Here is a 15,391-nt window from a genome sequence, read left to right on the forward strand (position 1 = left end):
TTGAGATGGATTTTTTCTGTTTATTTGCAATAATGCTCGCATCGATCATTTGTATGATGATTAGATAATACATATTATTTCTCAATGGCATTTACACAGCCAAAACATTTAACCCACCATTCTTAAACAAGAAATTGGAGCTTTTGTGAAAATCAAAATTAATAAAAAAGAAAAGTTTTATGTCTATATAAAAAACAGAAAAACATTCGGCGTAACACAAGAGGGAATGAAGACAACATTACTATTCAGCCTTATATCTGCCACTCTGGCCATTCAGCCTGCTTTGGGAGCTAAAAAGGAAGTTACTCTTTCTGAAGGAAACCCTGCTGAAATATCTGAACATATCATTGGTGCTGATGGCCCGCAGGATAGGTTGGGTAGTGATGATGGAGAAGCCGGTGAAGATGCTCTCATTGTTAATGTTGTACCCGGTTCGTTACAGGATGAAAATATCCTGACAATTAACAGCGGAACTCGCATTAGTGGCGGTGAAGGCGGATGGGCTGGTCATGATGATGATCATACTATGAAGGGCGCTGCAGGAGGCCAGGGCGGTACAGCTATTACTGGAAATAATTTTACTCTTGTTAATTATGGTGATATTTCCGGTGGTAAGGGGGGGTGGGGAGGTTATGGTAATGGCGGGGGCGATGGAGGTGAAGCAGGTACCGCTATTTCCGGAGATGATCTTACCATTACGAACAACGGAAGCATTACAGGTGGCGATGGCGGTATGCCTGGAGCCAGTGGTTATGGCGATGAGAGCGGTGGTTTAACTGGGACTCCTGCTGTTGGTGGGACGGCCATATCTGGCAATAATCTTCAAATAAGCAATAACGGAAACATCACTGCCGGGCAAGGTAGTAGTGGTGCCTGGTGGGCGGTATGGGGGTCTTCTGCCGGCACAGGAGGGAATGGAGGCACGGCCATATCCGGAAATAATATGGAGATAACAAATAATAATCACATTACAGGTGGCCAAGGGGGGGATGGTGCTCGCGGTGGTGAAGGTAGTGTCGAATTTTCTACCGTTCCGAATATTAATGGGAGTACCGGTGGTAGTGGTGGTATTGGAGGGTCTGCTATATATGGTAATAATATTAAGATAAATAATACGGGAGATATAACTGGCGGACAGGGGGGCACTGGTGGTGAAGGTGGTGAAGGTGGTACAGATGAATATGATCACACTGACTCAGCGCCCCTTGGTTCTGGTGGTACTGGTGGTATTGGTGGCACCGGGGGAATTGCCATATCTGGAAATAATATGGAAATAAATAATTATGGAAATATTATTGGTGGAAATGGCGGTACTGGTGGTAATGGTGGCGATGGAGGGCGTTCCCTTGATAATAATAAAACTGGTGCCGGAGGTAATGGTGGCAACGGAGGTAATGGTGGTACTGCTATATCCGGGAGTGATATTACGATAAATAATCATGGTAGGATTTTGCCTGGTAGTGGAGGAGAGGACGGTAGAGGCAACATGGCCTTCTACGGAGGGATACCGGGTAACAGAGGGCAAGATTGTGATACCGCAATATCTCTGAATGGTGGAACTAACTCGTTGAATCTCTACGCCGGTTCTACCATTCAAGGTGATATTGTTTTGAATAATGTTGAAAATAATGCTGATGGTAATTCTCTGTCCATTACAAATAAAGACTCCGCCAGCTCTGAGATAAAAGGCAATCTGAGTGCGGGTACAGGTACACATATTTCCGTTTCGGGAGCTGATGTCACCTTTAGCGGAAGTTCGGTATTTGACACAGATTCATCGCTAAATATAGGTACAGGTTCCAGTCATTTAACTGCCAAAAGTATTCAGTTCAATAACGGTGCAGTGCTTAATGTTGATACTGCCATGACAATATGGAAGAAAAATGAGTACGGCTTGTTGACGACCTCCAAGGGCATAACAGGGCTCTCTGAAAATAATATTTATCAGCATAATAATCTACTGAGTGATGGTGCTGAAGACTATGTTTTAACATCACTTAGTGGTAACGGGCAGACAGCAAACGAGGTTAGTTCTTCCCTGAAGTGGAATGACCCTTCAGGAAATGGATATGGCACGTTTGACCTGAGATATGGCGCGGTGTTAGAGCTGAAGGTACGACTTGCAGATAACAATGCGGCTCAGTTATCTCATGGCTGGGATGGAAAAACGCTGACCAAAGCCGGCGAAGGAACACTGATTCTGTCCTCCCAAAACACTTACACGGGTGTAACAGACATCCGCGGCGGCAATGTCCGCATGAACAGCAACAGTGCTCTGGGGCAGACCAGCGAGATTCGCCTGGCAGCTGACACCATGCTGGACATGAACGGTCACAGCCAGACCGCAGGTAAACTGAACAGCGCAGCAGGTTCCATACTGAACATTAATGGCGGTAATCTGACCCTCACAGGTGGAGGCCTGTCTGCAGGTACCCTCATCGGCTCTGGCTCCCTGAACATCAGCGGTGGCGTGTTCGATATTACTGGTGCCAGCCGCGCCCTGAATGCCACCATTGCTATCGCAGATAAGGCAATGGTGAAGGTGCTTAATACTGACGGACTGGGAGCAGGCTCGGTTAACACTGTCGGCACACTGATTCTGGGCAAGGCTGATGCACCTGTCATGCTTGCTAACAGCCAGGTCACCATCGCTCAGCAGGGGACACTCTCCGGCTCTGGTGGTGTCGCCGGAAACGTAACCAACAGCGGTACTCTTGACCTGAGAGCCGATGCTCCGGGTAATGTACTGACGATTGGAGGTAACTATACCGGTAATAATGGCTTACTGCTCATGAACACCGCTCTGGGAAATGACAGCTCCGCAACAGACAAACTGGTAATCCGAGGCGATGCTTCCAGTCAGACCCGTGTGGTTGTTATAAATGCAGGTGGTACCGGAGCACAGACACTAAACGGTATTGAGTTGATTCATGTCGACGGAAATGCTGACAGTGCTGAATTTATTCAGGCCGGGCGTATTGCCGCCGGGGCTTATGACTACACGCTGGGACGTGGTCAGGGAAGCAACCGTGATAACTGGTATCTGACCAGTGGTAAAAACACGCCGTTCCTGCTGCGCGCTCTGAAAGCAATGCAACCCCCTGCCCCTGAACCTGCTCCGGATGGTCATGACAACGACCTACGCCCGGAAGCTGGCTCCTACACGGCGAACATGGCTGCCGCAAACACCATGTTCGTATCCCGTCTTCATGAACGCCTGGGGCCGATGCATTACACCGATGTGATTACCGGCGAGCAGAAAAAAACCAGCATGTGGATGCACCATGAAGGGGAACACAACCGCTGGCGTGACGGTACAGGCCAACTGAAAACACAGGGTAACCGTTACGTCCTGCAGTTGGGTGGTGACCTGGCTCAGTGGAGCCGGAACAGCTCTGACCGCTGGCATCTGGGAGTTATGGCTGGTTACGGTAATGACCATAACAATACAGATTCTGTACGTACCGGATACAGTTCAAAAGGCAGTGTGAAAGGATACAACACAGGTCTGTATGCCACCTGGTATGCTAATGATGAGACACATAGCGGGGCTTATCTGGATAGCTGGGCACAGTACAGTTGGTTCGATAACGATGTGAAAGGTGACGGACTGCCGGGGGAATCCTGGAAATCAAAAGGTCTGACAGCCTCACTGGAAACCGGTTATGCCTGGAAAGCCGGTGAGTTTACCGGCAGCCATGGCAGTCTGAACGAATGGTATGTCCAGCCTCAGGCTCAGGTTATCTGGATGGGCGTAAAAGCTGATGAGCACCGCGAACGCAATGGTACCCGTGTTGAAAGCACCGGTGACGGTAACGTCGGTACCCGTCTGGGCGTGAAGACCTGGATTAAGGGACACAACACAATGAACGGCGGCAAATCCCATGAGTTCCGTCCGTTCGTTGAGTTGAACTGGCTGCACAACACCCGTGATTTTGGCACTCGCATGAACGGTGTGACGGTACATCAGGACGGCGCCAGCAATATCGGAGAAGTAATAACCGGTGTTGAGGGACAGATAAATGACCATCTGAACCTGTGGGGCAATGTGGGTGTACAACTCGGTGACGAGGGATACAGCGACGCCTCTGCCATGCTGGGTATGAAGTATACATTCTGAACCGGGTAGCTCTTTATCAGTCAGTGCATGAGAGAAACGGGATAACCTGCTCAATGACCGTTGGTTATGACTGCGACCAGAATGCGCTGGCTGAACGAATAAACGGGCTCGGCTCCTGAAAAACTCGCGTCCTGCAGGCCCGGGAAATAGTAAAAAATCCGTGGCTATTTATAACCATGAGCGGCCGCACCTGGCACTAAAATACAAAACGCCCGATGACGTTCATCAGGCGTTTTACAGACAAAAAACTGTCAACTTATAGCGGGGCCAGTCAATACGTTGATTACTTGGTCACATCAGCACCAAACCATTTTTCAGAAAGGGCTTGCAAGGTTCCATCTTTTTGCATTTCTGCAATGGCATCGTTGACTGCTTTCAGCAAGTCTTCGTTGCCTTTACGCAGCGCGACACCTGACTCCTGGCGGGAGAAGGCTTCGCCAGTTACTGCCAGCGTATCATTGGTTTTCTTCACCAAATCCAGCGCCGCCAGACGGTCAACCAGGATAGCATCAATACGGCCTACGCGCAGATCCTGGTACTTGGTCGGGTCGTCATCATAGGTGCGCACATCAACACCCTGAACATTCTGACGCAGCCACTCTTCATAGTTGGTGCCTAAACCAACACCAACTTTTTTACCTTTCAGGTCGTCTGCGGTTTTTATTGTGCCTTCATTACCTTTTTTCACCAGCGCCTGAATACCGGAAATGGTGTAAGGGGTAGAAAAGTCGTATTTTTTCTTACGTTCATCAGAAATGGTGACCTGGTTAATCACCACATCGATGCGTTTAGAATCCAGTGACGCCAGCATCCCGTCCCATTTGGTCGGTTTTAATGCGGCATCAACGCCCAGATGTTTTGCCAGTTGTTGGGCAAATTCCACTTCAAAACCAGTCAACTTGCCGTCATCGCCCTGAAAGCTGAACGGCGGGTAAGTCCCTTCCAGTCCCACCAGCAACGTGCCACGCTCTTTTACTTTATTGAGCAGGCCTTCGTTGGCAAAACTTTTCACGCTCATACCCGCAACCAGCGCCACGGCCATAACGCCCATCAACGCCTGATGTCCCAGATGTGCTAGTTTCATATTCACCCCGAATGTTGTTTTGTTGGTTTGCAGTGTAGAGCTATTGTTTGTAAACACAAAAACAAGTCTGCTACATCTTATTCTTATTTAATATATATCAGAAGCTGACATGCAGGGGGAATTCTGCGCAAGATCACCGCGGGTTTGCGTCTGGTAACACTGATACTTACGTAATGCGATGCGGTAATTATTGGTGCTTGTGGTGGGTAGCCATGGCGCCAGGTTTTCATCAAGAAAACCATCCTGCAGCAGGTCGGTGGAAATATCTTGCTCGCTTAAATAATTACCCAAACGACGCAGACGCACCACATACTCGCGCACAGTACCGGGGCTCATTTCAGTGTGGTCAAAGAGAAACTGCTTGAAGCCGATAATATCAAAAAAATCACTCTGCGTTTTGCAGTGTAAATCGCCGCAAAAACGACACAACGCGGACCATGATTTTTGTTCTTCCTGCCAGCCATTTTCATCAAGCAGTGTATCGAGACGGGAAATCTCGATTTTATTCACTATTTTGCCGTCGCGAACCAGCGTAATGCGATCAAGTAGTTTACGGCAAAATGCGCAATGGGTTTGACTGTGTTTAAAGTCTTTAAGATAGCGACTCAATGGCCGCCTTTTCTGGTGCTGCATCATTATTAAGAACTCCTGGTATTCAAAATTAATGTGCGGCATTTACTTAAGTTATAACTTACCCAGTTTGGTGCGTAACCGTTTAATGGCCTGACTGTGTAACTGACTGACCCGCGATTCACCGACTTCCAGCACCGCGCCAATCTCTTTGAGATTAAGCTCTTCCTGGTAATAGAGCGTTAATACTAACTGTTCACGCTCCGGCAACATTTCGATGGCTTCCATCACCCGTTGACGCAGATTACTTTCCAGTAATTTTTGTAACGGGTTTTCGCGCTGATGATCGTCACTTACCAGTTCAATACTATCGCCGTGCTCTTCACGCCACTCATCGTAGGAAAAGAGTTGGCTGTTATTAGTATCAAGCAACATTTGTCGATAATCGGCGATTTCGATCCCTAAACGTTCTGCCACTTCAGTTTCTGTGGCGTTACGGCCAAGTTCCTGCTCCAGTTGCCCCATTGCCTGTGCCACTTCACGCGCATTGCGTCGCACGCTTCGTGGCACCCAGTCACGGCTGCGAAGTTCATCCAGCATAGCACCACGGATTCGCTGCACTGCGTAAGTTGTAAATGCCGTTCCTTGCAGGGCGTCATAACGTTCAACGGCATTAAGTAATCCAATGCCGCCCGCCTGTAGGAGATCATCAAGTTCTACACTCGCGGGCAGTCGGACCTGCAGGCGCAATGCTTCGTGACGCACCAGCGGGATATAACGCTGCCACAGCGAGTATTTATCCATTACACCTTCAGCGGTATAGAGTGATTTCACGATAAACAACCCTGCGTTATATAAGTAATCGGCATAATTATCCGTTTCTGCAGGTTTTTTAATCGGACGATTAATGGGTGAAATAAGCGGTTATTTAGGGTGATCGGTAAATAACGAGCAGAATAACCCCGCCGGAAGCGGGGTTAAGAGATCTGACAAGGTACGCTTTATCTTGCTGGATGCTGTGTAAATGCCTTATCCAGCCTGGACGAATATGCAAATTTAATTAATTGCGATTCACCTTGTAGGCATGATAAGCGCCGCGCATCAGACAATTTGGCGTTTGCTGTCATTATCGGTTAGTCCGGTTTTGGCGATTAACCCTGCAGCAGAGACAGAACTTGCTGCGGCACCTGGTTAGCTTTAGACAGTACAGAGTTACCCGCCTGCTGGATGATCTGCGCTTTCGACATGTTGGACACTTCGGTCGCATAGTCGGCGTCCTGAATACGGGACTGCGCTTCAGACAAGTTGGTGGTGGTGTTGTTCAGGTTAGTGACCGCAGAATCCAGACGGTTTTGAACGGCACCGAGGGAGGAGCGGAAAGTATCAACTTGCGAGATAGCTTTGTCTAAAAGTGCCAGTGGATCAGCAGAAGAAGCCCCTGAGAACTGTGCAGTCGGAGTTGCAGTAGATAATTCAACAACAACTTTGTTCCCTGTGGCTGTTGCTGCAGTGTCGTCATCAAGCGCTGTTGTAACCGTTGTAGCGTAGTTTTTACCCTGGAATGTTACATATCCCGCAGCCGCGCCTTTAGAGTCAGCGGCAACTTTAATCAGTTGATCTTTCTGAGTAGCAGCAGTCGTTAGTCCATTATCGGTGTCTTTATATTCGACATCGGCTTTATTCAACGTGACTTTACCGTTTGTATGATCAATCGATGCGGAGTAGAAATCACTGCCGGATTGAACGACGAACTGTGCAGTGGCAGCCCCTTTCGCATCCAGTGTATTGTGTAACGTCAGGCTAGAAACATCGACTGTTTTACCTGTCGCAGTAGTCAGATCTTTCGCAACAGCAGTGAAATCAACACCAAAGGGTTCCGTTCCTTTATCACCCGTAATTTGAGTAATGGAACTGCTAACATTCAGCGACTGACCCGAAACGGAGAAACCATTCAATCCCAGCGTTGAAGAATCAATTTTCTGCAAATCGATAGAGATGGTCTGCCCATCATTCGCGCCAACCTGAATCGCCATAGAACCGTTTTTAGCCAGCACATTCACGCCGTTGAACTGGGTCTGACCGGAAACACGGTCAATTTCATCCAGACGGGATTTGATTTCGTCCTGAATAGAAGACAGGTCAGAATCAGAGTTAGTGCCGGTCGTCGCCTGAACGGTCAACTCACGCACACGCTGCAAGTTGTTGTTGATTTCAGACAGTGCGCCTTCTGCGGTCTGCGCCAGAGAAATACCGTCATTGGCGTTACGCGCGGCCTGAGTCAGCCCTTTAATGTTAGAAGTGAAGCGGTTAGCAATCGCCTGACCAGCGGCGTCATCTTTCGCGCTGTTGATACGCAGGCCAGAAGACAGGCGTTCGATAGAAGTCGACAGCGCAGACTGGTTTTTGTTGATGTTGTTCTGAGTGATCAGCGAGAGGCTGTTGGTGTTAATGACTTGTGCCATAATTTTTATTCCTGTTTTTTAGCTCTACGGTTTAAGTATTGGGCTTCCACCCTTCGGCTTCGTCGCCGTCAACCCTGTTATCGTCTGGTCACTCACAACCTTTAGAATTTTTTTCTAGCCGTCGAAATACTCCCCTTCCTCGTTGCTGTTCGTGTCATTAAGCCAAAAAATAAATCGTAAACTTTGCCCCGCTTCCGCCGATAACCCCGGTATTCGTTCTACATGTCGCATGATTAAGGAATATATATGGCTAGTATTTCAACGCTCGGGGTTGGGTCGGGGCTGGATCTCAGCAGCATCCTCGACAGTCTTGAGGCGGCAGAAAAATCTACCCTGACGCCGATATCAAAACAGCAAAGCTCGTACACCGCGAAACTGAGCGCCTACGGGACGCTGAAAAGCGCGCTGGAGAGTTTTCAGACCGCCAACACGGCACTGAATAAAGCCGACTTATTTACCGCTACCTCAACCACCAGCAGTTCCTCGGCTTTTAGCGCCACCACCACGGGCAGCGCAATTGCCGGAAAATACACCATTAGTGTCAGCCAACTGGCACAGGCACAGACGCTCACGACCCAAAACAGCCAAAAAGACAACAAAGCCGCCATCGCCACCAGCGATAGCGTCCTGACCATCCAGCAAGGCGGTGGAAAAGATCCCGTCACGATTGATATCAGCGCGGCTAACTCGTCACTCTCTGGTATCCGCGATGCAATTAACAACGCCAAAGCCGGTGTCAGCGCCAGTATCATCAATGTGGGTAACGGCGAGTATCGTTTGTCTATCACCGCCAATGATACCGGTAGCGATAACGCCATGAAACTGAGCGTCAGCGGCGACAGCGCCCTGCAAAGTTTTATGGGTTACAACGGAACGTCGGGTGATAGCAGTAATGGCATGATTGAAAGCGTCACCGCGCAGAACGCCAAACTTACGGTTAATAACGTTGAGATTGAAAACAGCAGCAACACTATCAGTGACGCGCTGGAAGATATCACTCTCAACCTGAATGACGTCACCACCGGTAATCAGACCCTCACCATCAGCAAAGACACATCTAAAGCTGAAAATGCGGTTAAAGCGTGGGTGGATGCCTATAACACGTTACAGGATACGTTCAGCAGCTTAACAAAATACACCGCAGTCGATGCCGGGGCAGAAAGTCAGGACTCCAGCAACGGCGCGTTACTCGGTGACTCCACGCTGCGCACCATCCAGACCCAGTTAAAAACGCTGCTTGCCAATACGCATAGCAGTTCGGCCTATAAAACATTGGCACAGATCGGTATTACCACCGACGCCAGTAGCGGAAAACTGGAAATAGCGACCGACAAGCTGCAAACAGCCCTGAAGAAAGATGCCGCTGGCGTAGGTGAAATGTTTATTGGTGACGGTAAAAGCACTGGCGTAACCACCAGCATTAGCAGCAACCTGACCAGTTGGCTCTCCTCCACCGGGATAATCCAGGCTGCAAAAGATGGCGTAAGCAAAACACTGAACAATTTGACGGATCAGTACAACGCTGCCAGTGAACGTATCGATACATTAATGGCGCGCTACAAAGCCCAGTTCACCCAACTGGATGTGCTAATGAACTCGCTTAACTCCACCAGTAGCTATCTGACACAGCAATTCGACACCTCAAATAGCAGCTCGAAATAATCTTCAGGAGAGACTATGTACAGCGCAAAAGGCACGCAGGCCTATGCACAAATTGGCGTTGAGAGCGCCGTGATGAGCGCCAGTCCACAGCAACTGGTTACCATGCTATTTGACGGCGTGTTGAGTGCGCTGGTAAGAGCACGCCTGTTTATGCAGGACAACAACCTGGAAGGTAAAGGCGTTTCTTTATCGAAAGCTATCAACATCATTGAGAATGGGCTGAAGGTGAGCCTCGAAGAAGAAAGCCAGGATGAATTAACCCAGAATTTAATTGCGCTCTATAGCTATATGGTCAGGCGTTTGCTGCAAGCGAATTTGCGTAACGATGTCTCCGCAGTAGAAGAAGTGGAAACGTTGATGCGCAATATTGCCGATGCCTGGAAAGAGACTTTACTCTCCCCTTCTTTGATTCAGGACCCTGTCTGATGAACCATGCACCGCACTTGTATTTTGCCTGGCAACAACTTGTCGAAAAAAGCCAGCTCATGTTACGCCTGGCGACAGAAGGACGATGGGATGAACTCATCGCCAGCGAAATGGATTATGTGAATGCGGTGCAACAAATCGCGCACCTGACGGAAGAAATGGAACCCTCTGCCATGATGCAGGAACAACTCAAACCGATGCTACGCCTCGTCCTGGACAACGAAAGCAACGTTAAGCAGTTATTGCAGGTGCGAATGGATGAGCTGGCGAAGCTGGTTGGTCAGTCATCGATGCAAAAATCCGTATTAAGTGCTTACGGCGACCAGGGCGGCTACGTACTGGCGCCGCAGGAGAATATCGTCAATTTTTCTCCCCATCTGAATTTTGGCAAAGCATAAAAGTGGGATTACTCGCGAATAACCTGATTACGGCTACGCTTCTAATGTTCCCCTCATGTGGAGTCGAAGAATGCGTAATCCCACGCTGTTGCAATGCTTTCACTGGTATTACCCTGAAGGCGGCAAGCTCTGGCCCGAGCTTGCCGAGCGCGCCGACGGTTTAAATGATATTGGTATCAATATGGTCTGGCTGCCGCCTGCCTATAAAGGCGCATCGGGCGGATATTCTGTCGGCTACGATTCCTATGATTTATTTGATTTAGGCGAGTTTGATCAAAAAGGCACTGTCGCGACGAAATATGGTGATAAAGCGCAATTGCTGGCGGCCATCGACGCGCTTAAACGCAACGACATCGCCGTACTGCTGGATGTGGTGGTGAACCACAAAATGGGTGCCGACGAAAAAGAAGCGATTCGCGTTCAACGAGTTAACGAAGAGTGTCGCACGCAAATTGATGATGAAATTATCGAATGCGAAGGCTGGACCCGTTACACCTTCCCTGCACGAGCCGGAAAATATTCACAATTTATATGGGACTTCAAATGTTTTAGCGGTATCGACCATATCGAAAACCCGCATGAAGATGGCATCTTTAAAATCGTCAACGATTACACTGGCGAAGGCTGGAATGATCAGGTCGATGATGAATTAGGCAATTTCGATTATCTGATGGGCGAAAATATCGATTTTCGTAACCATGCCGTCACCGAAGAGCTCAAATACTGGGCGCGCTGGGTAATGGAACAAACTCAGTGCGATGGTTTTCGTCTCGACGCGGTAAAACATATTCCGGCGTGGTTCTATAAAGAGTGGATAGAGCATGTGCAAGAAGTTGCGCCGAAACCACTATTTATTGTGGCGGAATACTGGTCGCGCGAGGTCGAGAAACTGCAAACGTATATTGACCAGGTGGAAGGTAAAACCATGCTGTTTGATGCACCGCTGCAGATGAAATTCCACGAAGCGTCTCGTATGGGGCGTGATTATGATATGACTGAGATTTTTAGCGGCACATTGGTTGAAGTCGATCCTTTCCACGCTGTGACGCTGGTCGCCAACCACGACACCCAGCCGTTACAAGCCCTTGAAGCTCCGGTGGAGCCGTGGTTTAAGCCGCTGGCTTATGCCCTTATTTTGCTACGGGAAAATGGCGTGCCTTCGGTGTTTTACCCTGATCTGTACGGGGCTCATTACGAAGATGTCGGCGGTGACGGTCAAACCTATCCAATCGATATGCCAATAATCGAACAACTTGATGAGCTAATCCTCGCCCGCCAGCGTTTTGCCCACGGTGTACAGACGCTATTTTTCGATCATCCGAACTGCATTGCGTTTAGTCGCAGTGGCACCGATGAATATCCTGGCTGCGTTGTGGTTATGTCGAACGGTGACGATGGCGAAAAGACGATTAATCTGGGGGAGAACTATGGCAATAAAACCTGGCGCGATTTCCTCGGTAATCGACAAGAGAGCATAGTTACCGATGAAAATGGCGAAGCGACTTTTTTTTTGCAACGGCGGCAGCGTCAGCGTTTGGGTTATCGAAGAGGTGATTTAAAACCGATCGCTGACAATACACGCATCGTTATTGCGGCGCCGTTACAGTTCCAGGCCCGATAAGCTTGCGTATCGGGCACTTTTTTTGACATGAAAATCCCCCTGGGCCAGGGGAATTTCATTACGGCAGCGGCGTCGGTAACGGCGCTTTTTCCAGCGCGGCGGCACACTCTGCCGTCGGACGAGCCACGCGTTCCATCGTCATGCCATCATACTCAATAGTGTTACCGTCACGCTCAATCTCGTACAGCTCACGTTTCACAGTAACGTTAGTGAGAGAATCAGACATCAGCGTCAGCTTACCCGGTAACGCAATCACTCGCTGCCATTGACGGCAATCCAGGGTATCACCCTCTTTAGTGACAATCAGGCTACCAATCGCTTCCGGGCTGACCAGCGCACGTTGCGGCCCTTTGGTCTGCCAGTACCCTGCCAGCCAGTCTGGCGCGGGGGTTTTTACAACATTATTATAGTTTTCGACTTCGGCACAGCCCGCCAACAACATGAGTGCGCCTGCAATTGCGAGTTTTTTCATCATTCGTCCTGCATGAGAAGAAAAGTGGATTGTGGCATTAAAGCCCTGACGCTGCCAGCCTTTCCAGGCCCAAAGAGAAATTTGATCTAACTATTATTTTTGTGAATTATTGCCACGCAAATAAATTCTCCTGATGTATGATTCGCGACTCTTGTTTAAACCTTCTGAGTTCAGAGGCTACATACATGTCATGGCAGCAATTCAAACAAGCCTGGTTGATTAAATTCTGGGCGCCAATCCCTGCGGTCATCGCGGCGGGTATTCTCTCCACTTACTATTTTGGCATTACCGGCACTTTTTGGGCAGTTACGGGTGAATTTACCCGCTGGGGCGGTCAGCTCCTGCAACTGTTTGGCGTCCATGCTGAAGAGTGGGGCTATTTTAAAATTATCCATCTGGAAGGATCGCCATTAACCCGCATTGACGGGATGATGATTCTCGGTATGTTCGGCGGCTGTTTTGCCGCGGCATTATGGGCCAACAACGTCAAACTGCGCATGCCGCGTAGCCGTATCCGCATTATGCAGGCCATTATTGGCGGGATTATTGCTGGTTTTGGTGCGCGTCTGGCGATGGGCTGTAACCTGGCGGCATTCTTTACCGGCATTCCTCAGTTCTCGCTGCACGCCTGGTTCTTTGCCATCGCCACCGCCATCGGCTCATGGTTTGGCGCGCGCTTTACCCTGCTGCCTGTTTTTCGTATCCCCGTGAAAATGCAGAAAGTCTCTGCCGCCTCACCGCTGACGCAGAAACCAGATCAGGCGCGGCGCCGTTTTCGTCTCGGGATGCTGGTCTTTTTCGGCATGCTTGGCTGGGCGCTGCTGACGGCGATGAACCAACCAAAGCTGGGGCTGGCGATGCTGTTTGGCGTCGGCTTTGGCTTACTGATAGAACGTGCACAAATCTGCTTTACTTCGGCGTTCCGCGACATGTGGATCACCGGACGAACCCACATGGCGAAAGCGATCATTTTCGGTATGGCGGTAAGTGCCATCGGGATTTTCAGTTATGTACAGTTAGGCGTAGAACCTAAAATCATGTGGGCGGGTCCGAACGCGGTAATTGGTGGATTACTGTTTGGTTTTGGTATTGTGCTGGCGGGCGGCTGCGAAACGGGATGGATGTACCGCGCGGTGGAAGGCCAGGTGCATTACTGGTGGGTCGGTCTGGGCAACGTTATTGGCTCCACGATTCTGGCGTATTACTGGGATGATTTCGCCCCGGCACTGGCAACCGACTGGGACAAAATCAACCTGCTAAAAACCTTTGGTCCAATGGGCGGCCTGCTGGTGACATATTTACTATTGTTCGCTGCGCTGATGCTGATTATCGGCTGGGAAAAACGCTTCTTCCGCCGTGCGGCGCCGCAGACAGCTAAGGAGATCGCATGAAAAATATCGTTCCTGATTACCGTCTTGATATGGTGGGTGAGCCCTGCCCTTACCCGGCGGTTGCAACCCTTGAGGCTATGCCGCAGTTAAAAAAAGGCGAGATCCTCGAAGTGGTCAGCGATTGTCCACAGTCGATTAACAATATTCCGCTGGATGCGCGTAATCACGGCTATACGGTACTGGATATTCAGCAAGACGGGCCGACCATTCGTTATTTAATTCAGAAGTAATCTTTTCTCCCGCTGTTTCAGGCAGCGGGAGTCACTTGCTACGAATACTCCGTTGTCTATTTTCCGTACCACAGTTGAATTATTATTCATTCACACAGACACAGCATTAAGTGATCGGACCAGATTGAAGGAATAACACCGATCATGCAAACTACTCTCCCTCACAACTGACGAGAGATTATTTCCCTGATGGATCAGGTTGCTAATTTTCAAAAGATGTTTGAGCAAGTGAGAACGGAGCTAAATTTTTCCTGGTTTTATGCTGAGTTAAAACGTCATCATATTGCGCATTATATTTACTATCTTGCCACAGATAACATCAGGATCGTCACGCACGATGACAATGTTTTGTTAATAAGAGGAAGCAGAAGTCTTTTAAAAGTCAGTGCCATCAAGGATCCTGAGCAAGTCAAAAAAGCAGCCCGAACTCACATTTCAAGACGGTCTACATTTCGGGAATATTGTATAACGCTTGCAAAGGCTGGTGTTTTTCGGTGGGTTACTGACGTCGGTGATAATAAGCGGCGTTACTATTCTATCGATAATACACTTTTATATATTGAAGATATCGAGAACAACAAACCACTTATTTAGCTGTTCTCGCCAGCTCAGGTCTGACAGTGGCTGGTTATTAATAAAATTTTCAATGAACGGTTCTGAAATAGCGATTAACTAACGGCTTCATGTTCATGCCTGTGACCATGTATTTTTCGTTGATGACAAAGAAAGCCCTGGCGCGCGCCAGACAGCAGGCAGGGTGCATCATCAAGCATCATCGTTCACCGTAGATCTCCCGGTGTGTCATACCCCGTACCCGCCCATCACTCGATGGGCATTCTGAAAGCAAGTTACTGCGAAGCTTTCTTCCAGCGATGGCTCCATACAATGGTGAGCGGTCATTTTTTACAAACAGAACCGTGTCATAAGAAACATCTATTAGACAACGATGTTTTCG

General features: G+C 49.0%; 12 protein-coding genes and 2 pseudogenes. 9 read left to right on the forward strand and 5 right to left on the reverse strand.

Translation table 11 applies throughout. From position 1 onward, the window contains the following. The first annotated feature begins 145 nt into the window (after positions 1-145). Together FEK47_RS02605 and FEK47_RS02610 are read left to right on the forward strand one after the other, a co-directional pair. Entirely contained in the window at positions 146-4,120 is a 3,975-nt protein-coding gene (locus FEK47_RS02605) for an autotransporter outer membrane beta-barrel domain-containing protein (protein ID WP_138183089.1), read from the forward strand. 11 nt (positions 4,121-4,131) lie between these two features. Further along, positions 4,132-4,382: pseudogene (locus FEK47_RS02610) on the forward strand (integrase core domain-containing protein); the annotation flags it as partial. A gap of 21 nt (positions 4,383-4,403) precedes the next feature. Here FEK47_RS02610 and tcyJ read toward each other — a convergent pair. The 4 genes from tcyJ to FEK47_RS02630 all read right to left on the reverse strand — a co-directional run bounded on the left by tcyJ (position 4,404) and on the right by FEK47_RS02630 (position 8,236). Then, entirely contained in the window at positions 4,404-5,204 is an 801-nt protein-coding gene (gene tcyJ, locus FEK47_RS02615) for a cystine ABC transporter substrate-binding protein (RefSeq protein ID WP_130218652.1), read from the reverse strand. Between the two features lie 87 nt (positions 5,205-5,291). Beyond that, the gene (fliZ, locus tag FEK47_RS02620; protein ID WP_130208735.1) at positions 5,292-5,843 is read right to left on the reverse strand and encodes a flagella biosynthesis regulatory protein FliZ; all 552 of its coding nucleotides are present in this window, start codon (positions 5,841-5,843) and stop codon (positions 5,292-5,294) included. Between the two features lie 45 nt (positions 5,844-5,888). After that, positions 5,889-6,608: an RNA polymerase sigma factor FliA gene (gene fliA / locus FEK47_RS02625; RefSeq protein ID WP_064529323.1), complete on the reverse strand. Its 720-nt coding sequence runs from the start codon at positions 6,606-6,608 to the stop codon at positions 5,889-5,891. 317 nt (positions 6,609-6,925) lie between these two features. Then, positions 6,926-8,236, reverse strand: coding sequence for a FliC/FljB family flagellin (locus tag FEK47_RS02630; protein WP_135487637.1), 1,311 nt, complete (start codon positions 8,234-8,236; stop codon positions 6,926-6,928). Between the two features lie 246 nt (positions 8,237-8,482). On the opposite strand from FEK47_RS02630, the gene fliD reads away from it, so the two are divergent. The 4 genes and pseudogenes from fliD (at position 8,483) to amyA (ending at position 12,281) form a co-directional block, all read left to right on the forward strand. Next, positions 8,483-9,898 (forward strand): flagellar filament capping protein FliD, encoded by a 1,416-nt coding sequence (gene fliD / locus FEK47_RS02635; RefSeq protein WP_130218648.1) that lies wholly within the window; start codon positions 8,483-8,485, stop codon positions 9,896-9,898. A gap of 15 nt (positions 9,899-9,913) precedes the next feature. Then, positions 9,914-10,324, forward strand: coding sequence for a flagellar export chaperone FliS (fliS, locus tag FEK47_RS02640; RefSeq protein WP_130208571.1), 411 nt, complete (start codon positions 9,914-9,916; stop codon positions 10,322-10,324). After that, complete coding sequence (fliT, locus tag FEK47_RS02645) at positions 10,324-10,722, forward strand: flagella biosynthesis regulatory protein FliT (protein WP_130257635.1); 399 nt, start codon at positions 10,324-10,326, stop codon at positions 10,720-10,722. The genes fliS and fliT overlap by 1 nt, the downstream gene beginning before the upstream one ends. Positions 10,723-10,792: 70 nt before the next feature. Next, positions 10,793-12,281: pseudogene (amyA, locus tag FEK47_RS02650) on the forward strand (alpha-amylase). A 120-nt stretch (positions 12,282-12,401) separates the two neighbouring features. On the opposite strand, the gene yedD reads toward amyA, so the two are convergent. Then, positions 12,402-12,815 carry a lipoprotein YedD gene (gene yedD, locus FEK47_RS02655; RefSeq protein WP_064529329.1) on the reverse strand — a complete coding sequence of 138 codons (414 nt, stop codon included), beginning with the start codon at positions 12,813-12,815 and terminating at the stop codon, positions 12,402-12,404. Positions 12,816-13,000: 185 nt separating this feature from the next. On the opposite strand from yedD, the gene yedE reads away from it, so the two are divergent. The 3 genes from yedE to FEK47_RS02670 all read left to right on the forward strand — a co-directional run bounded on the left by yedE (position 13,001) and on the right by FEK47_RS02670 (position 15,030). Then, a complete protein-coding gene (yedE, locus tag FEK47_RS02660) occupies positions 13,001-14,206 on the forward strand; it encodes a selenium metabolism membrane protein YedE/FdhT (protein WP_130208577.1) in 1,206 nt (401 codons plus the stop codon). Next, a complete protein-coding gene (yedF, locus tag FEK47_RS02665; RefSeq protein WP_000790504.1) occupies positions 14,203-14,436 on the forward strand; it encodes a sulfurtransferase-like selenium metabolism protein YedF in 234 nt (77 codons plus the stop codon). The genes yedE and yedF overlap by 4 nt, the downstream gene beginning before the upstream one ends. A gap of 189 nt (positions 14,437-14,625) precedes the next feature. Then, complete coding sequence (locus FEK47_RS02670) at positions 14,626-15,030, forward strand: DUF1398 domain-containing protein (RefSeq protein WP_130218640.1); 405 nt, start codon at positions 14,626-14,628, stop codon at positions 15,028-15,030. Positions 15,031-15,391 lie beyond the last annotated feature (361 nt).

It is taken from the genome of Escherichia sp. E3659, assembly GCF_005781135.1.
Classification (GTDB): domain Bacteria; phylum Pseudomonadota; class Gammaproteobacteria; order Enterobacterales; family Enterobacteriaceae; genus Escherichia.